Source organism: Candidatus Gastranaerophilales bacterium (assembly GCA_028696075.1).
Classification (GTDB): Bacteria; Cyanobacteriota; Vampirovibrionia; order Gastranaerophilales; family JAILCC01; genus JAQVHS01.
Genome location: JAQVHS010000007.1, coordinates 51,246 through 76,108 on the forward strand (window position 1 = coordinate 51,246; position 24,863 = coordinate 76,108).

The window sequence follows — 24,863 nt, forward strand, 5'->3', positions numbered from 1 at the left end:
AATATCAATGAAAAAGAATATTATTTCCGCTTTGGTCTTAGCAGGAATTTTGGCCTGCTCACTTAATCAGAATGCGGCACAAGCCGGTAATGTTACTATTACAAGTTATTCTGAACTGCCGGGCGCCGGATTAATCTCGGGGGATACATTAACATTAGATGCTGATATTACAGTTACTGATGATAATATGCAGAGTTATTACCCTAGCGGTACATTTACAATTTTCGGGCAAGGGAATTCTCTTGATGGTTCAAGCCTTTATGAAGGTTTCACCATAATAACCCCTTCTATTTATACTTTAAATAATGTTACCGTTAAAAATTTCCTGAGAAGTGCAGGCGATGGCGGCGGTATTCATAACAGTGCATCGCTTAATTTAGCAGGCACCAGTGTTATCGGTGATTCAAACAATGCTGCAAACGGCAGCGGCGGTTTTCTTTACAACACATCTTCGACAGTATCTTCCGCTGATAACCTTATACTTACTTCCAACACTGCACAAATAGGTGGGGCTGTTTATAATGCTACAGGCGCTACTTTCACGGCAACAAGTGATATTTCAGCCTCAGGCAACAGCGCTGTCAACGGTCAAGGCGGCGCGATTTTTAATATGGGTACGATAGGTATCGCTACGGGAACTTTTACTTCTAACTCTTCCACACTGGACGGTGGCGCTATTTATAATTCAAACAATTTCACAGCGTCGGGAAATCTTATTTTTGGTGATTATACGGGTTCTGTAGCTTCACAAGGCAACAGCGTTTCCGACGGGCATGGCGGGGCTATTTATAATTCGGGTACTATGGATTTGCAAGGCGGAGCAGAATTCTATGATAATAGTGCGGCTTCTTCTTTAACAGCACATGGCGGCGCAATTTATAATACAGGCACCCTGAATATCGGGGGCACCGCTTTAACGGCTATAGATAATGCTACAAGTAATGGCGATGGCGGTTTCTTATATAACAGCAGTGCTAATACCGTGAATATAACTTCAAATAACGTTACGCTTAGCGGCAACTCTGCTTTATCAGGCGGTGCTGTTTACAACATGGGAACCGTAGATTTTACCGGAACTTTGAATGCTTCAAACAACACAGCAACAGCAGGTGATGGCGGATTTTTATACGCGGGAGCCGGTTCATCTACATCTATTGATAATGCAACAGTATCAAATAATACAGCTTCAAGCAGAGGCGGAGCTATCTATATGGAAGGTGCCCCGGGTAATGCTGCTGTAGTAGATATAAGCGCTTCCCTCTCTGACACAACCTTTACCGGTAATACTGCAGGCGGCAACTCCAATGCTATATATATGAATTCAAATTCAACAGTTAATATTGATTCTGCCGTGACTACCCAGGTGGTCTTTAACGACAATATTATTGCTAATGCGCTTAATAACAATATAAATATTACATCGGGTAATGTGAATTTTAACGCGGATATTCAGGTTAATGCCGCTTCATCTTTAGTATTAACAAATGCAGGCAATACCCAGCTGACAACTGCTGCGATAACTTCAGGCACATCAGGCAATCCCAACACCTTTACGGTTAATTCTAATGCGGGCAGCGTAACTTCAACAGGAGCTGTCAGTGTAAACGATTATAATGTATTGGACTTAAATACAACTTCCACAGGTACTGTTTCTTTAAATACGGTTTCAATGGGAACGTCATCAGACGTTAATTTGAATGCGGGTACGGCTGATTCCGTAGAGATTACCAATTTGAACATTAATGGTACCGGTAATACACTTGATTCTACAGGGGCAAATGCCAATATAGGAACGGTTACATTTAGCTCTACATCCGATTTAACTTTAAATACCCAAAATCTGAGCATAACAACAGGAATTGTTTCTAACGGAGCAGGTACATTAAATAAAGCAGCTACAGGAACTTTGGATTTAGGTTCGTTAACTGTTACTGCCGATAATTCCCTCACAATTAATTCTAATGCTGGTGATACAACATTTACCACCGCAAGCCTCGCCAATGCTGCATCAGGCAACACAACTCTTACGTTGAATGCAAATGCGGGTAATATTGCTTCTACGGGAGCTGTCAGCGTAAATGATGACAACATCTTGAATTTATCAAATAATGCGTCAGGAAGCACACTTGCACTTAACGGCGTAACAATGGGAGCAGATTCACAGATTAACATTGCCGCCAATAATGCAACACCGGGTTCAATGGATTTAGGTGCCGTTACTGTTAATTCAACCGGCAATACCATTACAAATACAGTTCCTGCCAATGCTGCAACATTAGGCGTAATTACCTTTAATAACACATCTGATTTAACATTAAATTCCGCGGGTCTTGATATTACAGGTGTTACCTCAAGCGGAACCGGCACTTTAAATAAAACTGCCACAGGCACTCAGGATTTGGGAACAGTGGCTGTCAGTGCCGATAATGTTTTAAATATTATTTCTACGGCGGGTGATACAACGTTTACTACTGCAAATTTAACCAATGCTACAACAGGTAATACAACTACTTTGAGCTTAACTTCAAACGGTTCGGATATTTCTTCCACCGGAGCTGTCAGCGTAAATGATAATAATACTTTAAATCTTACTACAGATTCTACGGGAGTCTTAAGCTTAAACGAAGTTGTACTTGGTGCAGACTCGCAGGTTAGGGCATTTTCGGGTAATTCCACTGCCGATTCTTTAGATTTAGGCAAGTTAACCGTTAATTCTACAGGTAATACTGTTTATAATAACCTTACATCAAGTAATGCTGTTTTAGGTGATATAACTTTGAATAATACGTCTTCTTTGACTTTAGGGTCGGGAAATCTTCAAATTGACAGCATTATTTCAAACGGAACAGGTACTGTTAATAAAATTGTAGCCGGAAGCCAGGATATTGGAACGTTGACGGTTAATTCCGATAATGCATTGTCCATTAATTCTTTAGCCGGTACTACAACATTTACAACCGCAAGCCTTGCCAATGCTACATCAGGAAATACTGTATTAAATCTTAAATCAGATGCCGGCACTCTTACTTCATCGGGTCTTATCAGTATAAATGACGGTAATATTTTAAGTTTAACAAATGCCGTATCATTGGGTTCGATTTCACTCAATAGCGTATCAATGGGGGCAAATTCACAGATTGATATTAATGCAAACCGTACTATCGCCGGCGCTATCAGCTTGGGATCTCTTACAGTGAATTCAACAGGTAATACCGTTACAAATACGGTTCCTGCCAATACTGCAACATTAGGCGTAATTACCTTTAATAATACGTCAGATTTAACACTAAATTCAGGCGGTTTAAGTATTTCCGGGGTTACTTCAGACGGTGCGGGAACATTAAACAAAATTGCCGCAGGTACTCAGGATTTAGGAACATTAACCGTTAATGCCGATGATTCTTTGGTCATTAATTCAACAGCAGGAGATACAACGTTTACGAATGCCGGTCTTACATCTGCGACAACCGGAAATAATTCAATACTTACACTAAATGCAAACGGGGGAAATATTGCTTCCACAGGAACAGTTACGCTCAACAACGGCGGTATATTAAATGTAAATATGGCTGATACGACAAGTACCATTACTTTTAATGTGCTTAATATGACGGATAATACTCTGCTTGATTTATCCAACGGTAAAACCGAAACATTAGACATAGCTACTTTTAATGTTTTAAGCCCTGCTGACGTTGCAAAAGTAAGACTTGATATAGACTTAGGCGCTCAAACCACCGATTATTTAAATGTTTCCAATGCAATGACAAATGCCGTAACACTTGATTTTAATGCTGCGAATATTTTGAACAATCCGGGCGGCAGAAATGTATATTATTTTGAAGTTGCCAACGATAATGTAAATATTAACGATTACAATAATCCACGTGTTGCTGTATTTTCTGCAACTAACGGATATTATATTTCTTACTTAAATATGCCTCCTAACTTACATCCGGGAGATGAATACACTTATCCTAAAAATACTATAAGAGTGACAACCGAAGACGTTAACGATGGATTAAGAGATGCGGTAACGGAACAAGGTTTAAGATTCTTTGACATTACTACATTGGATGAAATTCACTATGTAGGCAATAGCGCCGTTAATTCAGGTGAAGGGTTGCTTAATATGGATGTTACCACCGATGGTTCTTATCCGGGCGGTACTTTAACAGTTAGAGGCAACGGATTTAACGGTACTATTTCAGGCGCGGCTACTCTTCCCGGCTTGACACCAGTTTCGTTATTTAAGGTAGATTCTTCTGCCGATGATGTATCGAGAACATTAAATATTGAAGGCGGTATAACTATTGCCGATGCAGTAGGTACAAACGGGGCTGCGGTTTATCTTAAAGACGGCGCTACAGCAGGCACTGCGAATTTGAATTTAGATGATGTTGCATTTACTTCTAATCAAAGCAGCGCACAAGGCGGTGCCATTTATAACGAAGGTACTGTAGCTTCAACAGGAACAGTAATATTCGGCAGCTCAACAGACAATACAAAGGGTAATACAGCGGGAACTAACGGTGGTGCGATTTATAATCCTTCTACAGCAACATTTAATGCGGATACGGGTTTTTACAATAACTCGGCAACTGCAGGAAGCGGCGGCGCTGTCTATAATACGGGAACATTATCGCTAGGAAGCGGAACCGGTTCAAATATTGCAGCAGTAGAAAACCTTGCCTCATCAGGTGATGGCGGATTTTTATATAACGATACCGCTGCAACAACTACAATAAATGCGGATAATATCGGCATATTATCCAACCAGGCACAGGAAGGCGGAGCCATTTATAATGCAGGAACTATAGTTTCAACAGGAACGATATTATTCGGCGATTCAACAGATAATACAAAAGGTAATATAGCAGCTGTTAATGGCGGTGCAATTTATAATACTTCTACAGCAACATTTAATGCAAGTGCGGGTTTTTATAATAACTCCGCAACAACAGGAAATGGCGGCGCTGTTTATAATGAAGGCTCATTATCCTTAGGAAGCGGAACAGGCTCACAGCTTGTAGCAGTAGAAAACCTTGCCTCATCAGGTAATGGCGGGTTTTTATATAACGATGCTGCGGGAACAGCTACGATAGGTGCAGATAATAGCAGTATACTATCCAATCAGGCGCAATCAGGCGGTGCCATTTATAATGCAGGTAGTGTGATTTCAAACGGCACAGTAATATTCGGCGATTCAACAGATAATACAAAAGGTAATATAGCAGCTATTAATGGCGGTGCAATTTATAATACTTCTACAGCAACATTTAATGCGGATACGGGTTTTTATAATAACTCGGCAACTGCCGGAAGCGGCGGCGCCGTTTATAACGAGGGAATATTAACGTTAGGAGGCGGAGTCGGTTCAACTGTTGAAGCAGCAGAGAACAAGGCGGATAATGCTCAAGGTGGATTTTTATATAACACCACTACCGGAACAACTACGATAAATGCAGATAATATCAGTATATCATCCAATCAGGCACAATCAGGCGGCGCAGTTGCAAATACAGCCGGTGCAACATTTAATGTAACGGCTTCTAATATTTTGTTCAGCGGCAATACTGCTCTTTCTTCCACTACAGGAGGCGGCGCTATTTATAACGATGCAACGGGTGTTGCTAATCTGCAAGGTAATACTGTGTTTACTAATAATACTTCAGCAAGTCAGGGCGGTGCGATTTTTAATAATCTTGGCTCTGTAACATTAGGGGTTGATAAGACCAGTATTCACAATTTTACGACTAATAATGCTCAAGATGGTGCGGCAATTGCCAATATCGGAGGGTCTGTTTCTGTAGAAGGCAATGCTGTATTTAATGGCAATACGGCTTCTGCAAAGGGTGGCGCTATTTACAACGAACTCGGTTCTGTAATAATAGGTACTGCCTCTGATAATGTTCACAGTTTTGTCGCTAATACTGCACAAGATGGCGGTGCTGTTTATTCTTTAAATAATAATCTTGTATTTATCGGACAGACAACTTTCACAGGCAATAGCGCAACAGGAGATGGCGGTGCTGTTAATACCAATTTCAGTGATATTAACTTTAGTCCTAATACCGTCTTCAATTCTAATAGCGCAAATAAAGGCGGTGCATTATTTGTAAACGGAAGTATCGTTAATATTGAAGAAGGTACTCAATTTGTTAATAATACAGCTGTTTTGGATGGCGCTGCTATTTATATGACAGGAACAACAACCGACAATGCCGTTGTCAATATTAATTCTGATAATCCTTCAGCTCCTGTAGTATTTGCAAATAATACTTCAGGAAACGGGAATGCAATTTATTTGGAACAAAATTCTGTTTTGAATTTGAACGCCTCAAATAATGCAGGATTGGTATTACCTGAAAATATTGCAGGAACCGATAATAACAATATGATTAATGTTTACGCAGATTCTGATGCTCCCGTTACATTTAAAGGCAATAACAGCAGTTACGCCGGTGATTTCCATCTATACACAGGAGATGTTTATTTTACAAACGGTTCGACTTTCTTCAAAGGCGGAAATTACACGCTTGATGCCGGTACAGAATTACATTTGATGAATAACCAAATTGATATTGTTACAGCTAAATCATTAAACTTACCTTCGGCAGATACTCCATATATGACAATGGATGGGGATTTGCAAACCGGATTGAACGACAGGTTCTTTACTAATTCACCTGCGTTAGGAAACTTGACTATTTCAGACCTTAATTTAATGAATGAAAACAATGCTGCTGATACATACTTCCAGATTGCAGACGGCGCTAACGTTAAACCTTTATATGAAGGAATGCAGACTAAGGGCAAATATTACAAATACGGAATATATTCGGCTCCTTCAGGACTTAGGGTAGAAAAACAAGGCTTGATAGACACTTCTTATCAAGGCGGTCAGGTAGCTCAACTGGGGGCTTTAGCTAACCAATATATTATTTATAACCAGCTTGCCAAGAGAGCCGAAAATCTTTCTATCCAAAAATTCTATGAAAGAAAAGCCAAAGCTCAACAAAAAAGTGCTGAAAATACATCAGAAATTGCTGTAAATAATGAACAGGAAAAAGTAAGCGAAATTTATATTCCGGCGACAGAAATTGTTCAAGCTCAGGAAGAATTAGCAAAAGAAGAAACTACGCTTGAAAACGCCAAATCTCAACCTGAAATAGCTGCAGCGGATGAATCCGGAGTAAAAGGCGAAACTCCTTTCCAACGTTTATTTACCAAGAAAAATAAAAAGGAAAATCCTAAAGTGCAGAATGAATTCTTGAAACAAAATCAGGAATTAATTACAGAATCAGCTGATATAAAAGAAGTATCAGATAAAGTACAAGTGGCTGCAGCACCTGCTGTGCTGAAACAAGAAAATACCGTTGAAAAAACAGCGGCCAGCGTATCATCCGATATACACTTAAATCTTGATGCTGATGTACTCCCTAAATCCGTTGATAATTCGGTTATTTTAATCGATGAAAATAAACTTCCCACTTTAAGGTCTGATTATAATCAAATGATTAGCGCGCAGCCTGCTTATGACTTGAATTCAGGCGGGGTTTGGGTAGAACCATTTACTACAATTGAAACAATCAGCCCGGGCGGGTTATCAGGGTTTAAAAACTTCAATTACGGGGTATTGCTTGGCTATGATTTGCCTGTTAAAACTCTGGATAACGGATTGGAACTTCAAAGCTCCATATTTGGCGGTTATCAAGGTTCAAATCAAGATTATGATAATGTCAGAAACTGGCAAAATGGCGGTTTTGGCGGCTATATGCTGAATTTATACAAAGGTAACGCATTCTCAACAGTAAGCTTACTTGCCGGCGGTATTGGTATTGATGTTCAGGATAATCAGGGTAAAAACAACCAAAACTACGGTATGTTTACTTTGGGTGTGTCTTCCAAGACCGGGTATAATATCGGATTACCTGCTAATTTAATTCTTCAACCTAATTTAACGTTGGCGTATTCTTTCCTGACAGGACATGAGGGACAAAATGCCATCGGAGAAACAATAAAGGTTAATGCACTGAATAACCTTCTTGTAACTCCGGGAGTTAAACTGATTGGTGATTACAAAGGTTGGCAGCCATATTTAACCGCCGGTTTTGCGTTCCCGTTGTTTGGCAAAACTTTAGCTAACGTAAATAACATTAATATGCCTGACGTGACCTTGCGTCCTTATATTGAATACGGCGGCGGAGTGAGAAAAAGCTTTGGTGAAAGGTTTGCAGGATTTTTTGAAGCCGTTTATAGAAATGGCGGAAGAACCGGTATTACCTTCCAGGGCGGGTTTACAATCAAATTCTAGTTAATGAGGATATAAATGAAATTCAGATTTTTATGCTCGGGCGAATCCCATGGGAAATCTTTAAATGCAATCATTGAAGGTCTTCCGGCTAATTGCCCTGTTAATGAAGATGAAATCAATGAAGCGTTAACAAAACGCCAATCAGGCTACGGGCGCGGCGAAAGAATGCAGATAGAGTCTGATACGGTAGAGATAAAATCAGGTATACGTTTCGGGCTTACGACAGGTGCGCCTGTTTGCCTTGAGATTAAAAATAAAGACTATGAAAATTGGGCAGCTGCTATGGATGTGCGGACGCCCGATTTATCTGACAGTAAGCTTGCAGAGATTATTGCTTCTAAAAAAATAACTAAAGTCCGCCCGGGTCATGCGGATTTAGCAGGGGCATTAAAGTATAACCAAACCGATATCAGAAATATACTGGAGCGCTCCAGTGCCAGAGAAACCGCTGTAAAAACAGCAGTAGGAGCCATAGCTAAACAAATACTTAAGAATTTTAATATTGAGATTTTTTCAAATGTAGTTTCAATAGGCGGTGTTGAAACAGTTGATAAAAATTTATCTTATGGTGAGAAAAAAGGGCTTTGCTCCAGCAATGACCTGAGATGTGCAGATAAAGCCGTTTATGAAAAAATGAAGGCACGAATAGATGAAGCCAAGTCCAAAGGTGTAACCTTAGGCGGCAAAGTTGAGGTTGTTATAATGAATTTGCCGGTTGGATTGGGGTCTTTTGTTCATCATGACAGAAAGCTTGACGGATTATTGGCACAGGCTGTAATGAGCATTCAGGCTGTTAAAAGCGTTGAAATCGGATTAGGCGTCAAATCGGCTGAAATTGACGGTGCTAAAATGCATGATGAAATATATTATGACGGCAAAGTTGAGCGCTCTTCTAACAATGCAGGCGGAATAGAAGGCGGCATGTCTAACGGCGAGCCTGTTGTTTTAACTTTTGCGATGAAGCCTATTCCTACGATGCAAACTCCTTTAAATTCAATAGATTTGGATGATAAATCCGCTCATCAGGCTCACTTTGAACGTTCCGATACCTGTGCGGTTCCTGCTTGCGGTATAGTAGCAGAGGCTATGTGTGCTTGCGTGCTATTAAACGCTTTTTTGGAAAAATTTGGCGGCGATTCACTGGAGGAGTTAACAGCTAATTATAACTCTTACATTGAAATGATTGCAAAGAGGTTATAAATGCCTAAAAATATTGTTTTAACAGGGATGATGGGTGCAGGCAAGACAACAGTCGGCAGGTTGTTAAAAATGTCGTTGCGTAAAGATTTTGTGGATATAGATACAGAGATTGAAAAAGAAGCGGGTAAAACTATTGTAGAGATTTTTGAGTGCTATGGAGAGGAGCTTTTCAGAAAGCTTGAGCATAAAATTATATTAAATTTTTCCCGGGAATCTGATATTATAATTTCAATAGGCGGCGGTGCGCTTGAAAATGAAGAAAATTACATAAATTTGTCTTCAAACGGTGTACTGTTTTATCTGCAAGCCTCGGCAGAAGAACTTTACGAAAGAGTAAAACATGATAAAAACAGACCACTTTTAAAGACGCTTAAGCCCAAAGATACACTTGAAAAATTATTAAAAAAAAGGGAAGAGCGTTATTTGCTTTCTGATGAAGTAATAGAAACCTCGGGTAAAAGTGCGGCAAATATTGTTGAAGAAATAAAGGTTCGCTATGAAAAATATTAAACTTAATATTGATATATTAAATACAGAAAATACATCTTATCCTATTATAATAGGTGACGGAATTTTTTCTCAGACAGTTCAGTATCTGAAAGAACATCTGAGCGCCTCAAAAATCCTTATAGTTACAAATACCGTTGTTTTTAAGCTTTATGGCGAAAGGTTTACGGCTATACTTTCTCAGGCTGATTTTAGTTTTGATTTTTGTATTTTGGACGACGGTGAAAAGTATAAAAATGCTGCTGCGTTAGAAAAAATATTAAATAAGGCTTTTGAGAATAAGCTTGCCCGCTCGGATGCTTTTGTTGCTTTTGGCGGAGGGGTTACAGGTGATATTACTGGATTTGCCGCTTCTATTTATTTACGCGGGATTGACTTTGTACAAATTCCCACAACGCTTCTGGCGCAGGTGGATAGCTCTGTCGGCGGCAAGACCGGCATAAATAGTTCTTTCGGCAAAAACCTTATAGGTGCTTTTTATCAGCCTAAATTGGTACTTGCGGATGTAAAATTCTTAAACACTTTGCCTTTGAGCGAGTTTAAAACAGGGCTGGCAGAAGTTGTGAAATACGGCTTTATAGAAAAAAAGTGCGGTGAAGCTTTTGGTGATTTTTTGTCCTTCCTTGATAAAAATAAATCAGCCGTTTTTGACCTTGATAGTGAAATAATGCCCAAAATTGTTTCTGAATGCTGTAAATTGAAGGCGGATGTGGTCAATAAAGATGAAAAAGAAAACGGATTAAGAGCTGTGTTGAACTTTGGACATACCATCGCTCATTCTATTGAAAAATGTACAAATTATAATATTTTTAACCATGGAGAAGCTGTGGCTATAGGAATAAGAGGTGCTTTTGCTATTTCTAAAAAGTTAAACAAAATTGATGATGAATACTACAATTTTGCGATGAACTTGTTAGATTCTTACGGACTGAAATATACTATTCCAAAAAACATTGCTGCAAATAAGCTTATTGATGCGCTTTCTTATGATAAAAAAATTCAAAACGGTAAAGTTCGCTTTGTCCTGCCTGTTGCTTACGGTGATGTAGAGATTTTTGATGATATAGAACGGATATTAATAGAAGAAATCTTAAATGAGTTGAAGTAATGGCTAAAATAAATAAAAATTTTTTCAAAATCATTGCTTACATTATTTTATTATCGGGTTGCACCATGATGATTTTCCCGTTTTTCTGGATGCTGGCTACCTCCTTAATGACCGAGGGTCAGATATATTCATTCCCTCCTGAATTAATCCCTAATCCTCTTGTCAAATCAAATTATATTGAAGTTTATAAATCAATCCCCGTCGTTAAGTACTTTTTTAACAGCTTATTTGTAGCTTCGGTAACCACATTGGGTCAAATCATTATAGCGTCAATGAGCGGTTATGCCTTTGCCAGAATGGATTTTAAGTTCAAGGAACCTTTGTTTTTGCTTGTGCTTATGACAATGATGATACCGCCTCAGGTGAATATAATTCCTCTGTTTTTTGTAATGAAGGAATTACATTGGATAGACACAATGCAGGCACTTATAGTGCCGGGGTTTTTTGGCGGTTTTGGTGTATTTTTAATGCGACAGTGGTTTAAAAGCCTGCCAAAGGGTTTGGAAGAATCTGCAAAAATAGACGGATGCAACCCTTTTCAAATATTTTTCAAAATAGCGTTACCTTTAGCATTGCCTGCTGTAGCAACTCTGAGCATTTTTACTTTTATTACGACATGGAATAGTTTTATGTGGCCTTTGATTGTTACAAATTCTGATAATATAAGAACTTTGCCTGTAGCGTTGGCGTCTTTTAGCGGGAGCTTCAGGGAAACAACGCAGTGGGGTCAGCTTATGGCTTGCGCCTTTATAACTACATTGCCTGCCGTTGTTATTTTTTTATTAGGGCAAAAGTACTTTATCAACGGGATTTTAGAGGGTGGAATGAAAGAATAATTTATATAGCCGTGCTGGTTTTTAAATATTCCCCAATTGTCTAATTGCATATTAGCTTACCCATAGTTATTATAGGATGAGGCTGGAGATTAACGGGAGTCTTATGAGAGTTATATGAGTAATATTTTAGCACTGAATGAGTTTGAAAAAATTGATAGTAATATGGGTAAAAACGTTCTTATAGTTGAGGATAGCGATATGAATCTTCAATTGTTAGCCGAGATTATCGAAAATTTAGGTTGTAATCCTACGGCTTGCTACAGCTGTGTTGAAGCTTTGGAACATTTGAATAAAGAAGCATTTGATCTTATTCTTCTTGATATTATGATGCCGAATATGAACGGGTATAAATTGCTTGAAGAGCTGAAAAAGATACCCTTGAATTCCGAAACACCTGTGTTCATTATTAGCGCACTTTCTGAAACAAAAGATGTGGTAAGAGGTTTAAAATCAGGCTCCTGGGGTTATGTAACAAAGCCGTTCAAGGTGCATGAGCTGAGTGCAAGAATTGAATCGTTGTTTAAAATTATTGATTTACAAAACGAGCTGAAAAGGGATAAGGAAATCTTGCACAATATTAATGAATTCAGCAACGATGCTATTGTTATGCTGGATAGAAATAATGTCATTATATCAAGCAGCAAGAAGTTTAATTCCTGGTTCCCCAAGAAAAAAATACTGGGGTGTGATTTTTTACGAATAATGCAAACAATTACTCTGTTGCCCGATGATTTTCTGCAAGAAAAGAATTATTTTTTGAAATTAGAGCTTGATAATTCCGAGAGAATTTTAGATGTCTATACGTCGGAAATTTTTAATGAGCAAAATGGAAACGATGGACACATACTTATTATGAGAGATGTTACAGATGAAAAAATGCTAGAGGTTCAGAAGGATAACTTCATCGCTACCCTCACGCATGATTTGAAAACACCAATCAGGGCGGAGATTTTGTCTTTAGAACTTCTGCTTAAGGGCCGTTTTGGCGAATTAACAAACGAACAGAGTGAAATTCTCGGTGAAATGCTTAATTCCAGCCGGTTTATGTTTTCCATGCTGGATACATTGCTTGCTAAATATAAATACGAAACTGACAGCGTTTCACTTAATTTTTCAAAATTTGATATTAATTTGCTCATACGAAGCTGCATAAAAGAGCTGAAATATTTATTCCAGGAAAAACATTTGGAAGTTGTTTTAAATTTGAGGAAAGAGCCTGTAAATATTAAAGCCGATTATGTTGAGATAAAAAGGGCAATTACTAATTTATTATCGAATGCCATTAAATTTAATGTGGAAAAAGGCAGGGTATTAATATCTTCTTCCGTTAAGGATGATAAATTGATTTTAAAAATATCAGATACAGGGAAGGGCATTCCCAAGGAAAAATCAGCATACATTTTTGACAGATATTTCAGCTATGCAAAAAAATTCAGACAATTTGGCACCGGTTTAGGGCTTTACGTTACAAAGAAAATCATTGATTCACATAACGGAACAATAACCGTAAATTCTAAAGAAGGCGTAGGAACAGAGTTTACTATAGATTTGCCTTTAGAGTCGGCTTAATATTATTCTTCCTCTTCTTCGTTGTCAACATCTACGTTAATAGCGTTATTAGCGGCGGACATATTTTTATTGGAATATTTTGCAAGCTCTTCATTTTTTAGCTGTGCTGAGAACGTGCTGAATTGAGATTGATTTGCTGTTTGCTGTTTATCTTGATTTGATGTTTTTTGTGTGTTATTTGATTGTGATTGGGTAGTTTTGCTTGTTTTGTTGCTGAAATTTGTTGTGAAGCCTGTGTTATCAACTTGTTTTTGTGATTCTGATTTAACATCTTGGGCTTTTTCAAGAACTTGTTGCAGTGAATTCATTTGGGCATTCAACGAACTAACATGTTCAGTGCAGTTTTCTTTGTTCTTTTCAAGCTTCTTTTTATTAACTTCAAGTTGATCTTTATTATCTTCAAGCTTGGATAATTTCTTTTCAAGTTTTGCTATTTTAGCATCATTGCTGCCGTCGTCGTTATCATCTTCAAGCTCTTCTATCTCATCTTTTGTATCAGTGATAGCTGTTTTTGTGTCATCTAAATTCCTTGTGGTTTTGTATAAGTTATTTTCTGTTTGCTGGGCTTGTTTTTCTGTTTTGCCTATACCTGTTGTAACGTTATTCATTTCATTCTTGACGTCTTTTTCTGCAACTTTTGATTCATCCAGTGAGTTTTGTGAAACTTCTTTTCTTTCGGATTTAGAAAGATTAGATGTATCTTTTGTTTCTATATCTTGGTATTTTTGAGCAACATCATTTGTTGATTTATTGATAAAGTTCAACGACATTACATTACCGGGGTTTTTATTCTCAATGCCGGACTTGCCTCCTTTTGAAGCAGAAGCGCTTGTTTTTGCCCGGTTAATGGCATCATTCATATATTGGGTGGATGATTGGTTTTCTTTGCCGGAAGAGGCGGTTTTTGCTTCTTCTGATTTTTTATTATCAGCTTGAAGTTTTTGTCCGAATGACATATTTTCTTCAACATTTTGAGAATCTTTCAGTAAGGATTGACCGAATGATAAATTTTCGGTTTCTGTTTCTTGCTGTGGTGTTTTTTGAGTTTCTTCCGCTTGTTGTTCCGGGTTTACATTTTGGGAATTATTTAATTTTTCTGCAAAGTTTTGCTCTGATGCTTTGTTATTAACGTTTGTATTTTTAAGGAAAGGATTTGATTGTGTTGAAGACTGAATTCCTTGTGATGCCTGATTATTGTTGTCGACATTAGGACTGCCTTGTGCTGCCGTATTCTGAGTTTGTTTGGATGCTCCTAATTCAAGTCCTAAACCTTGGGCATAGTCTTCTGTTTTGATACCTGATTGAGGAATTATATTGTTTATATTCTGTTTAAGAAAATCGCCTATTTGCGAAAAATTAAATCCCTGTGATTTTTGTGATTGCTGATTAGCAAAGATACTTTCATTAGGATTATTGGAAACAGCCTGATTTTCGCCTGAGAATATATCAATATTTTGATTGGGGTTCTGAGCCGCTGCTGTTTTGTCATTACCGTTGACTTTTGGGGTATTGGGATTAGTTACGGCAGGATTCTCTCCAAAAAGGCTTGCGTTTGCACTGCCGGCTGAAGCTTGATTTTCACCTGAGAAAATATCAACCATTTTATCTGAGGAATCTTGTCCTTGTTGTAGAGGGTTAACTCCGCCTTGTTGTTTTAATTTTAAAAATAAATCGTTTTGAACATTATTGGAAGCCATGTCTAATCTCTCTTATTTTGTAATCTTATATATATAAAATAAATCACGAGTATATAATTGCTATATACTCGTGATTTTTATTAAGATATGTTAACTTTATAATCTAATATTCTTAAATGATGACTTCCTGATGAAAATAATTATAATATTATAGTGTTGGAAAGTGAAAGGTTAGATAGCTATGTATGATAAAACAAAAACATCACAGGTTTTTTTAAATGCCCAAAGCGGGGTGCAAAATGCGCTTCAATATCTGTATAAAAACAATACGGAAGTTACGCAGCAGACGGTAACTTCAAATATATACAACAATACAACGGGAGTGAATTCTCAATTTTTCCAAATGATAAACGGACAATTTTCTAATTTAGATACTGATAACGATGGTAACTTATCGCAAGAAGAAGCAAATGAGATGCTTACAAACCTGTCAAGCGGATTAACGCGTGATCAGGTACTGCAAATGCAGACAGTAGGAAGTATAGATTCTGAGCTTGCCGAGAAAATCCTTTCTAACTTCGCAAAAATGGATACAAACGGCGACGGAAAAGTTTCAGAATCTGAAATAAATGCCTTTTGCGCTACCGAAGAACTGGAAAACAAAAAAGCTGAGCAAAAAGATTTAATGATTAAAAACATGTCGATGTATTATGGAAGTTCAAGTTCTTCATCGGTTAGTGAAACTCAAGAAGTATAATTCATAAAAAGAGGAGGTTTGACCTCCTCTTTTAGTTTTCTAATGCATAACCGAATGCCTTGAGAGAGTTGGTTTTTTTTCTCCACTTATCGGTTACTTTTACAAAAAGTTCCAAAAACACTTTATTTTCTACTAAAGCTTCTATTTCTTCTCTGGCTTTTGTGCCGATTTTTTTTAACATAGCGCCGTTTTTGCCTATGATTATTCCTTTTTGAGAATCATGTTCAACATGTATAGAGGCCTGGATTTTCGTAATTTTGGGTGTTTCCTCAAACTTTTCTATCACAACGGCGCAGCTGTGAGGAACTTCGTCCTGAGTAAGAAGCAATATTTTTTCACGTATTATTTCCTGTGCTATAAGGCGGATATTTTGGTCTGTAACCATATCATCATCGTAGTATTTCGGACCTTTTGGCAGTTGGCGTATTATATTTTTAATAAGATTGTCCACATTCTTTCCTGTTTTGGCGGAAATATTAACCGCAACAGGGTCAAACCCAGCAAGCAATACTTTGTAGGCTGCTATATTTTCTTTCTTTTTTTGTTCATCTTTTATTAAGTCCAGCTTATTTATAACTAATATTATTTTGGTGTTTTTATTAAGCAGGTTATCTATAATCCACCTATCGCCCGAACCCGGCGGCACAGAGCCGTCTGTCAGAAGCACTGTTACATCGCATTCTGCTGCAGCGTTCTTTATTTCGTCCGCTAAATATTCACCCAGCTTATACTTTGGCTTATGTACTCCCGGGGTATCAATGAAAACAATTTGTCCGTTTTCGTCGGTATAGACGCCTTTTAGACGTTGTCTGGTGGTTTGGGGTTTGTCGCTTGTTATTACAATTTTTTGCCCGATTATTTTATTCAACAGGGTTGATTTACCCACGTTTGTTCTGCCTAATATTGTTACAAAGCCTGATTTGAATGCCATTTTAATCCCTTTTCTTTGATAGATGAATTACAATCTTATACCACACTGCGAAAATAAAAAATACAATAGCAAAAGCAACAATTTCCGCAGGGGATATTATAAAAAATGCAATGATACCAAGCGCTATTAATGCTTGTTTTTTATATTTCACTAAGGTTGCATAGTTAAAGAATACTTCTTTTTTTACCAATTGTTTTACTACAGGCAGCAACAACAGCAGCATTACCAAATATATATTAAAGCAAATTGTTGAAATAAAAGACGATATATTTACGGAAAATTCCGCTATATTCAAGTTAAGCCCGTAAAGCAAAAACAACTGAAGAGGGATTAAAATTTTGTAAGACAGAAAAACCGAAAGAAGTGCTGAAACCACCAAAATAAGTGATAAAAGAAACAAATTTGATTTATCTTGAAGATTATTTATGTTGACTTTCATTTTACCGAATTGATATACAAAAAACGGGAAGTTTACAAATACCGAAAATAAAAAACCGAACTTCAAATAGTTAAAAAGCATCTCATACGGGTAAAGCTGCAAGAAATTAATTTTAAAGGGAATATTGCTCTCAAAGAATTTAATGATGAAGGCGGCAAAAAAGAAACCGACAAACCACATCAAAAAAAATATAAGCACAATACTGAAAACTCTTATTTTATACTTGTAAAACGGCTGCAGCCATTCATCTATTTTATCTATTATATCTTTGTCTTGAGTATTCATAAAGTACAACTCCTGTTGAGATACTAAGGTTTAGAGATTCCACGGCCTTTTCCATTGGTATTGTTACATAAATATCCGCAAATTGCAGCAGCTTATCGGATAGTCCTTCGGCTTCAGACCCAAACATAAAGGCTACGGGTGTTCTTAAATCGACATTTTCGAGTACTTGCGGGTTCAGGGTTTTGTCGAGCGATGTAGCCAAAAATTTATGAAGAGCAAAGTATTTTTTTATTTCGTCAATAGACTTTGCTTTATAAAAAGGGAGGGAAAACAAATACCCTACAGATGAGCGGACAACTTTGGGTGAATATATATCAACACTTTCACCGCAAAGAACAATGCCGTCCATACCGAAAGCACAGGCGGTTCTTATTATGGTGCCTAAATTCCCGGCATCTTTTATATTTTCAAGTATTAATATCGCACTGTTTTTTTGCGGAATTTTATTTATATTATTTTCAAGCTGTCCTGCCACGGCAATAATGGGCGGAGCGCTTTTTGTATCAGAGAGTTTGTGCAGGATTTTTTCATCAACAATGTGAATATCAGCATTTTTGTACTGCTCTGCCAAAGCCGTATTATTTTTATTTATAAAAACATGTTTAAGCGCTATACCTTTGCTTAAAGCTTCTTCGCAGGCTTTTTGTCCCTCAATTAAAAACAATCCCGTTTCATCTCTGTATTTTTTTTGCAAAAGTTTTGCCGTTGTTTTTACCAATTCATTGTTTAAACTTGTTATTTCATCCATTTAGCGCCTCGCTTTGTATTTCTTTAAGCCACAATCTTTCTTGCTCTGTCAAATCTTCAAATATTATAAGCCTTTCATCAAAAGGCAGACGGTTAAGAGAAGTTATTTTTATTTTGCCGTCTTTAGCTTCCGTATAAACTGTGTTTTCAAGCCTTACTCCGCCTGTATTTTCTGCATATAACCCGGGTTCTATGGTAAACACTTGGTCAGGCAGGACTTTTTGTTTGGAAAGCTCTGACGGTGCAAGAATGGGCGGATGCTCATGGACATTTATACCAACCCCATGACCTGTTGAGTGATTGAAGCTGAAATCCTCAAGGTTTACGCTGTTAATTATACTGCGGGCTTTTGCATCAAGGTCAAAATATGTGGTTTCATCCGTTATATCATGGTTTAAGGTATTCAAAAAAGCCCTCAAAACAGTTGTATAAGCTTTTTTTATTACAGGGTTAAAGTTTATTCCTTCACCTGCAATAAAAGTCCTTGTCATATCAGTGGCATATCCGCCTGCAAAATATACCCCAAAGTCCAAAAGCACTAAATCTCCGTTTTTAATTACTTGTTGATTATCAAATTCAGTACAGTGAATAACCGCGCTTTGTTCATTAATTGCCAAAATCGGCTTAAAACTCAAGGCGGTAATTCCTTCTTTTTTGCATAATGTTATTAAAATATTTAAAAATTCGCCGAGGGTAACGGTTTGATTATTGACGAGCGACTGACAAAGCTCTTTTTGCGCTGATATTATAGCTTTGTCGGTTTTTTGATAACAGTCTTTTATATAGCTTAATTCGTCGGGATTTTTAAAAGATTTCATAACGGCTACAGGTGATTGTTTGATTGGAACTAATTCTGCCCCGATTTTTTCCAGCATATTAAAAATAGCTCTTGACGTAGCTTTAGGGTTATAAAGTATTGTTTTTATTTCATCTTTTAAATCAGCAATATTTTCTTCAAAGTCTTTTAAGCTGTAAGTCAAATGCAGTTTGTTATTAACTATAATTCCGTAAGCATCAAAACTCGATGAAAACTCATTCTGAAAAGAACGTTTGTTTGAAATATAAGCTATATCATCCAAACAACTGCAAAGCAAAGCTTTGCCCTCATCAAGTTTAAGCTTTTTGATTTTTGCTTCGCTGTTCAGTCCGCATATTTCAACGGGTATGTCTTTGGTATCAAGTATCTGTATTTCCGTACGGGTAGAAGGTAGTTCCGTAAATTGAGGATTTATCTCGTCAAGATTTTCTTTAAGTTTATCAAAGTATTCACAGCTTATTTTAGCGCTGTCAAAAGCAATTTTAGGTGATTTAATATTTTTTGACTTTATTATGTCTATAATTTTTAAGTCCTGATATTCGCCTATAGATAGTTTGACAACGGTGATTTTTGATAAATCCGCCTGTTTATCGGCTTGAATATAATACCTGCCGTCTACGAATAAAAACGCTTCATCCCCGGTTATGAGCATATTGCCTGATGTACCGCTAAAACCTGATAGTAAATACCTTGCATTAATATTCAGGTTGGAGGTTTCTCTCAAAAATTCATCACATGAAAAAACCAGACAAAAATCGATAGCGTTTGTTTTCAGGTTGTTTTGCAGTTTTTTTAAATTGTCGTTGAAATTCATTCTTAAATTTTAGCATACAATAATAAAGCATAAAAGCCCGTGAGAAAGCTTTGATTTTCAGCTTTGCACGGGCTCTCCTCTGATTTTATCTTGAACTAATTTTCTTCAAAAGTTGCGCGGGCTTCAGATTCGGGAATATACTTTCCCGCTTTAGCCTTTTCAACATCTTTAAAGCTTAATCCGATTCTGTGTTCTTGCGGAGTGAAACGTTTGATTAGCACTTCAATTTCATCTCCGACATTTAAGACGTTGTAAGGGTTAATTTGTCCTTCGCCCATTTCAGCGGCGGGAAGCAATGCTTCCACTCCGGGGAAAATATTGATAAACGCACCGAAAGAGGTGATTTTATTAACTTGCCCGGGAACAACCTGACCTTCCTTAAATTGACCTTCGATTTTTGTCCAGGGATTTTCGCCCATTCTTTTTAAAGAAAGGCTTATTCTGTTTAATTCATTATCAATTTTTAGGATGATAACTTTAATAGATTGACCCAATTGAAGGACATCCGAAGGATGTTTAATTCTCTGCCATGAAATTTCAGAGATGGGAAGTAATCCGTCAACACCATTGATGTCAATAAAAGCACCGAAGTCTGCTATTCTGACAACTTGTCCTTCAACTTCCTGCTCAACTTCAAGCTGGTTGATAACATCTTCGACGATTTGTTCTCTTTGTTCAGCCAGCGCCAGTCTTTGGCTTAATATAAGTTTGTTCTTCTTGGGATCAGCTTCAATTACTTTAACATCGATAGTTTTACCGATAAGACCTTCAAACGGTGTACCTGTTCTTAACTGGCTTGAGGGAACAAACCCTCTTAAGTCCATAACATCTACTACAACACCGCCTTTAACCAATGAAGAAATCTCAGCCGTGATAGTTTCGTTGCTTTGTCTGATTTCATCAAGACGCGTCCAGTTTTGAGCCAATGAAACTCTTTTTAATGAAAGGGTTATAATCCCTTCTTCATTTTCCTCTTTTAGGATTAAAAAATCTCTTTCATCTCCCACTTGAAGTTTATTTTCACCTTCAAAGTCGTTTTTTGAAACTTCTCTAAACGGTAAAAGCGCTTCTGATTTAGCGCCGATATCGACTAAAATTTCCGCTTTATCAAATTTAACTATTGTTCCTTTAACAACATCGGCTACTTTAAATGAATAGCTTGGTGAGTTCAAAAATAATTTTTCAAATTCGCTCATTTGCGCCTCATTTTTTTCCAGCATTTTTGTCATTTTATTCTCCTTTCAATTGTATAAAATTTATGACTTTGTTAATGATATCTTCGGGGGTGGATGCCCCTGCTGTTATTCCGATTTTATCAGCATTTTTTATCATATCGGAATATTGTTCAAGCTCTTGCTCGTTTTCTACAAGAATAGTGTTTGTAATTTCACATAATATTTCGCTCAAGTGGGAAGTATTTGCACTGGATTTGCTCCCTACTACAACCATTAAATCTACTTCCTGCGCCATGTTTTTGGCCTCGGTTTGTCTGTTTGAAGTGGTTTTGCAAATAGTATTAAATACCCTTAATTCTTTTGCATGTTCCGCTACTATGGGAAGGATTTTTTGCAGGTTTTCTGTTTTTTGGGTTGTTTGAATTACTATCCCTATTTTTTTTGCGGATTTGATTTTGTCTATATTCTCCAGGGCTTCTTGTTCAGTAGCCAATACTAACGCTTCTTCCTTCGTATTTTCTTCCGCGTGGGCTTTTATCCCTACAACTTCAGGGTGGTCGGATTTACCTATTATTATCAGTTTGTACCCTTCCTGAATGAGGGATTTGGCTTTTTCCTGTACTTTTTTAACATCAAGACACGTAGTATCAAGGATTTCACAGCCTTTTTCCTTTATCCGTTTAATATCCTGAGGAGTAGCACCATGTGTACGAATTATGCAGATGGAATTTTGACCGTCCTGAATTTCATCTATGTTAGTTATGGTGATAATTCCCAGGTTTGTCAGTTGATTAATAACCTGATTATTATGAATAAGTTCGCCAAATATATAAACTTTTGTTTCGGGATTTTTATCTTTGATATCAAGAGTTAAGTCTACTGCCCTTTTTACTCCGTAACAAAATCCTGCCAAATTTGCTTTTTTAATAGTTTTTTTTATAGCGTCCAGAAAAATCGCCTCTGTTTCATTGGATTTAAGCCTGAAAGGCTCATAAATAAAGTATTGCATAAAATAATTAAAAAGCAATATTCTCACCAACCCTCAATTGAAATGTATATTTATTGTTATTATCATTAAAATTTATAATACTATCTGATATAATATTGCTGTTAGGATAATGTAATAATGATAAAAAATAATAGAATACTCGATACAGTAATAATTGCGCTCTGCTTTATATTTATATCAACTGCCGTTAAGGCTATTGATGGTGAAATTATCACTTATTCAATTGACGATTGTATAGAAATAGCAATTAAAAATGACCCTAACCTAAAGATTACAACAAACAAACATCAGGCAGCTAAAAGTCAGGTAGGTCAGGCAAAGTCTGATTATTTTCCTGCGCTTACGGGTACAAGCGGTTACACTTTTGAAAATTCCGCAAATTCAGCCAACAATAATAATTTTTCAAATTTGTCATCAAACGGGAATTCCTACTATACGGTTAATTTAGGGGTAAATCAGCTGGTTTGGAACTTCGGAAAAACAATTGCAAAAATCAACATGAAAAAATATAACTATGAAGCTACCGGGTATGATGTTGATTATGCGCTTTTAACCACTATTTATAAAGTTAAAATAGCCTACTATAAGGTTTTGGCGGCAAAAGCAAATTATGATGTCTTTTATCGTTCGGTAAATATTAACAGACTGCAGTACGAGCGGGCGAGTACGCTATTTGAAGAGGGGTTAAAATCAAAAATAGACGTCGTTAATTCGGAAGTTTACCTGACGGATGCCGAAATAAAACTCATAAGTGCCGAAAATACTTATAAAACAGCTTTAATTGAGCTGAACAATGCAATGTACTACACAAATGCTCCTACTTACGGGATTAAAAATACAGAGAGCTTTAATTTTCATAAAGCTCAGCCTGTTACTAACGAAATAAATATCGCTTTTAAAGACAAAAAAGACGACATTGCCCAAGCTGCCGTTCTGACTTCCCATATAGAAAAGAATAATATTCTGCAAAATTTTGAATTCAGCCCTTTTGAAATTTCTATGGACGATGCGATTAAGAAGGCGGAAGAAAACAGGCCTGATTTGCATTCTCTCCTTCTTGTTGAAAAAGCGCAGGAAGAGGCTTTGAAAGCTTTAAAACTTGCCTATATGCCTGATATTAAGCTTAGTGCGGGCTATAATTTCAGGCATTTAAACAGCGCAAATAATAATGCTTTCAATGCAGCATTGGGGTTAAACTTCCCTACCGTTAATATTATGGATATAAAGTGCAAAATCGAAGAAGGCGAATCATACCTTGATATGGCGGTTAATAACATCGATTTGGCTAAGAAAAATATATATTTTGAGGTTCAAAATAACTATGTAAATATGGTTCAAACCCAAAAGAGAATACCGCTTCTTGCTCAAAAAGTCGCTCAAACCCTTGAGAATTTTGAGCTTGCAGACGGCAGATACACAGTGGGCTTGGGGAATTTTATAGAGCTTCAGGACGCGCAAACAAACTACAACAACGCACAGCTTGCTTATGTACAGGCTGTTTTTGACTATAATGTATCAAAAGTTCAGCTTGAAAAATCAATGGGGGTCAAATGGATAAAAAATTAAAAATAATCATCATACTTATTGCTGTTATTTTAACAGCCGCAGGCTTGTTTTTTGCACTAAAGGCTAAAAACACCGTAATTTATGAAACAGAGCCGATAAAAAGATGTACAATAACTGAAACTGTAGAAGCATCCGGCACAATTAATCCCGTTAATACCGTTGATATAGGCGCGGGGACCTCGGGGCTTATTACCGATATTTATGTTGATTATAATTCCAAAGTTAAAAAAAACCAGGTGCTTGCACAAATTGACCCCTCTATTCCCCAAGCCCAGGTAGACAAAGCCCAAAATGACCTTAATTCGGCAAGGGCAAATTACCAAAAAACAAAAAGTCTGCTGAATTTTGAAAAGAAGAATTATGACCGTTATAAAAAGCTTTATGCCAAAAATTACGTTTCAAAAAGCGACCTTGACTTAGCGGAAGCCAACTATTTTGCCAAACTGGCAGAGTTAAATTCAATGCAGGCAATAATTCAACAGAATGCGGCTTCTTTGCAGACAGGGCTTACCAATTTGAGGTACACGAAAATAATTTCGCCTGTAGACGGTACAGTAGTATCAAGAAGCGTAGATGTAGGACAAATGGTTGTATCCAGCTTTCAAACGCCTACCTTGTTTCTGGTAGCACAGGATTTGACGGAAATGCAAATAGAAGTTAATGTTTCAGAAGCTGATATAGGCAAGGTTCATGTCGGTCAAGAGGTTGAATATACTCTTGACGGTTATCCCGACTTGATTTTAAAAGGTGAAGTTTCACAGGTCAGAATTTCGCCTACAACGGTTTCTAATGTTGTAACCTACAACGTTATTGTGCTGGTAGACAACGAATCCCAGCAGATAAAACCCGGCATGAGCGCTAATGTTTCCATCATAACGGCAAAAAGCGAGAATGTTCTTTGCGCTCCTCTTGCAGCGCTGCGGTTTTCTCCCACTGAAATTACAGGCGGTCAAAAATTTGAACAGCAGGGATTATGGCTGCTAAAGGATAAAAAACCCGAGCGTGTGGGTATTAAAACAGGCGCTAAAAACAGCAGTGAAACCGAAATTATTTCTAAAGATATTAAAGAAAACGATGAAGTTATAACGAGCAGGAAGGGTGATAAAGGGAAAAATTCAATGCCCAAACCACCTATGAGGATGTTCTAAA

At 37.2% G+C, this 24,863-nt stretch carries 16 protein-coding genes; 9 read left to right on the forward strand and 7 right to left on the reverse strand.

Annotated features, from left to right (window positions below; genetic code table 11):
* Positions 1-7 precede the first annotated feature (7 nt).
* From PHX18_05935 to PHX18_05960, 6 genes are all read left to right on the forward strand, one after another.
* Complete coding sequence (locus PHX18_05935) at positions 8-8,317, forward strand: hypothetical protein (GenBank protein MDD3594148.1); 8,310 nt, start codon at positions 8-10, stop codon at positions 8,315-8,317.
* 15 nt (positions 8,318-8,332) lie between these two features.
* A complete protein-coding gene (gene aroC, locus PHX18_05940; GenBank protein ID MDD3594149.1) occupies positions 8,333-9,517 on the forward strand; it encodes a chorismate synthase in 1,185 nt (394 codons plus the stop codon).
* Positions 9,518-10,027, forward strand: a complete 510-nt coding sequence (locus tag PHX18_05945; GenBank protein MDD3594150.1) for a shikimate kinase — start codon at positions 9,518-9,520, stop codon at positions 10,025-10,027.
* Positions 10,014-11,132, forward strand: coding sequence for a 3-dehydroquinate synthase (aroB, locus tag PHX18_05950; GenBank protein ID MDD3594151.1), 1,119 nt, complete (start codon positions 10,014-10,016; stop codon positions 11,130-11,132). The genes PHX18_05945 and aroB overlap by 14 nt, the downstream gene beginning before the upstream one ends.
* Positions 11,132-11,968, forward strand: a complete 837-nt coding sequence (locus tag PHX18_05955; GenBank protein MDD3594152.1) for a carbohydrate ABC transporter permease — start codon at positions 11,132-11,134, stop codon at positions 11,966-11,968. The genes aroB and PHX18_05955 overlap by 1 nt, the downstream gene beginning before the upstream one ends.
* Before the next feature lie 114 nt (positions 11,969-12,082).
* On the forward strand, positions 12,083-13,537 hold the full coding sequence (locus PHX18_05960) for a response regulator (GenBank protein MDD3594153.1): 1,455 nt from the start codon (positions 12,083-12,085) through the stop codon (positions 13,535-13,537).
* A gap of 2 nt (positions 13,538-13,539) precedes the next feature.
* Here PHX18_05960 and PHX18_05965 read toward each other — a convergent pair whose 3' ends face one another.
* The gene (locus PHX18_05965; GenBank protein ID MDD3594154.1) at positions 13,540-15,234 is read right to left on the reverse strand and encodes a hypothetical protein; all 1,695 of its coding nucleotides are present in this window, start codon (positions 15,232-15,234) and stop codon (positions 13,540-13,542) included.
* Between the two features lie 181 nt (positions 15,235-15,415).
* On the opposite strand from PHX18_05965, the gene PHX18_05970 reads away from it, so the two are divergent.
* The gene (locus tag PHX18_05970; protein MDD3594155.1) at positions 15,416-15,931 is read left to right on the forward strand and encodes an EF-hand domain-containing protein; all 516 of its coding nucleotides are present in this window, start codon (positions 15,416-15,418) and stop codon (positions 15,929-15,931) included.
* 31 nt (positions 15,932-15,962) lie between these two features.
* Here the strand turns inward: PHX18_05970 and era are convergent, their stop codons facing one another.
* The 6 genes from era to ispH form a co-directional block, all read right to left on the reverse strand.
* Positions 15,963-16,862: a GTPase Era gene (gene era, locus PHX18_05975; GenBank protein ID MDD3594156.1), complete on the reverse strand. Its 900-nt coding sequence runs from the start codon at positions 16,860-16,862 to the stop codon at positions 15,963-15,965.
* 1 nt (position 16,863) lies between these two features.
* Entirely contained in the window at positions 16,864-17,586 is a 723-nt protein-coding gene (locus PHX18_05980) for a twin-arginine translocase subunit TatC (GenBank protein ID MDD3594157.1), read from the reverse strand.
* Entirely contained in the window at positions 17,555-18,334 is a 780-nt protein-coding gene (locus PHX18_05985; protein ID MDD3594158.1) for an RNA methyltransferase, read from the reverse strand. Before PHX18_05985 ends, PHX18_05980 begins: the two co-directional genes overlap by 32 nt.
* Positions 18,327-19,964, reverse strand: a complete 1,638-nt coding sequence (locus tag PHX18_05990) for a M24 family metallopeptidase (GenBank protein MDD3594159.1) — start codon at positions 19,962-19,964, stop codon at positions 18,327-18,329. Before PHX18_05990 ends, PHX18_05985 begins: the two co-directional genes overlap by 8 nt.
* A 95-nt stretch (positions 19,965-20,059) precedes the next feature.
* Positions 20,060-21,193 carry a S1 RNA-binding domain-containing protein gene (locus PHX18_05995; protein ID MDD3594160.1) on the reverse strand — a complete coding sequence of 378 codons (1,134 nt, stop codon included), beginning with the start codon at positions 21,191-21,193 and terminating at the stop codon, positions 20,060-20,062.
* 1 nt (position 21,194) lies between these two features.
* Positions 21,195-22,148: a 4-hydroxy-3-methylbut-2-enyl diphosphate reductase gene (gene ispH / locus PHX18_06000; protein ID MDD3594161.1), complete on the reverse strand. Its 954-nt coding sequence runs from the start codon at positions 22,146-22,148 to the stop codon at positions 21,195-21,197.
* Positions 22,149-22,265: 117 nt separating this feature from the next.
* Between ispH and PHX18_06005 the strand changes: the two genes are divergently transcribed.
* Both PHX18_06005 and PHX18_06010 read left to right on the forward strand, forming a co-directional pair.
* Complete coding sequence (locus PHX18_06005; protein MDD3594162.1) at positions 22,266-23,714, forward strand: TolC family protein; 1,449 nt, start codon at positions 22,266-22,268, stop codon at positions 23,712-23,714.
* Positions 23,699-24,862, forward strand: coding sequence for an efflux RND transporter periplasmic adaptor subunit (locus PHX18_06010; GenBank protein MDD3594163.1), 1,164 nt, complete (start codon positions 23,699-23,701; stop codon positions 24,860-24,862). Before PHX18_06005 ends, PHX18_06010 begins: the two co-directional genes overlap by 16 nt.
* Position 24,863 lies beyond the last annotated feature (1 nt).

What these genes read in the sequence shown, in the direction of transcription:
- era (MDD3594156.1), bottom strand. Translation starts at nt 16,862, where the DNA reads ATGGCATTCAAATCAGGCTTTGTAACAATATTAGGCAGAACAAACGTG.
- PHX18_05990 (MDD3594159.1), bottom strand. Translation starts at nt 19,964, where the DNA reads ATGAATTTCAACGACAATTTAAAAAAACTGCAAAACAACCTGAAAACA.
- ispH (MDD3594161.1), bottom strand. Translation starts at nt 22,148, where the DNA reads ATGCAATACTTTATTTATGAGCCTTTCAGGCTTAAATCCAATGAAACA.
- aroC (MDD3594149.1), top strand. Translation starts at nt 8,333, where the DNA reads ATGAAATTCAGATTTTTATGCTCGGGCGAATCCCATGGGAAATCTTTA.
- PHX18_05980 (MDD3594157.1), bottom strand. Translation starts at nt 17,586, where the DNA reads ATGAATACTCAAGACAAAGATATAATAGATAAAATAGATGAATGGCTG.
- PHX18_05965 (MDD3594154.1), bottom strand. Translation starts at nt 15,234, where the DNA reads ATGGCTTCCAATAATGTTCAAAACGATTTATTTTTAAAATTAAAACAA.
- aroB (MDD3594151.1), top strand. Translation starts at nt 10,014, where the DNA reads ATGAAAAATATTAAACTTAATATTGATATATTAAATACAGAAAATACA.
- PHX18_05945 (MDD3594150.1), top strand. Translation starts at nt 9,518, where the DNA reads ATGCCTAAAAATATTGTTTTAACAGGGATGATGGGTGCAGGCAAGACA.
- PHX18_05955 (MDD3594152.1), top strand. Translation starts at nt 11,132, where the DNA reads ATGGCTAAAATAAATAAAAATTTTTTCAAAATCATTGCTTACATTATT.
- PHX18_05960 (MDD3594153.1), top strand. Translation starts at nt 12,083, where the DNA reads ATGAGTAATATTTTAGCACTGAATGAGTTTGAAAAAATTGATAGTAAT.
- PHX18_05985 (MDD3594158.1), bottom strand. Translation starts at nt 18,334, where the DNA reads ATGGATGAAATAACAAGTTTAAACAATGAATTGGTAAAAACAACGGCA.
- PHX18_06010 (MDD3594163.1), top strand. Translation starts at nt 23,699, where the DNA reads ATGGATAAAAAATTAAAAATAATCATCATACTTATTGCTGTTATTTTA.
- PHX18_06005 (MDD3594162.1), top strand. Translation starts at nt 22,266, where the DNA reads ATGATAAAAAATAATAGAATACTCGATACAGTAATAATTGCGCTCTGC.
- PHX18_05935 (MDD3594148.1), top strand. Translation starts at nt 8, where the DNA reads ATGAAAAAGAATATTATTTCCGCTTTGGTCTTAGCAGGAATTTTGGCC.
- PHX18_05995 (MDD3594160.1), bottom strand. Translation starts at nt 21,193, where the DNA reads ATGACAAAAATGCTGGAAAAAAATGAGGCGCAAATGAGCGAATTTGAA.
- PHX18_05970 (MDD3594155.1), top strand. Translation starts at nt 15,416, where the DNA reads ATGTATGATAAAACAAAAACATCACAGGTTTTTTTAAATGCCCAAAGC.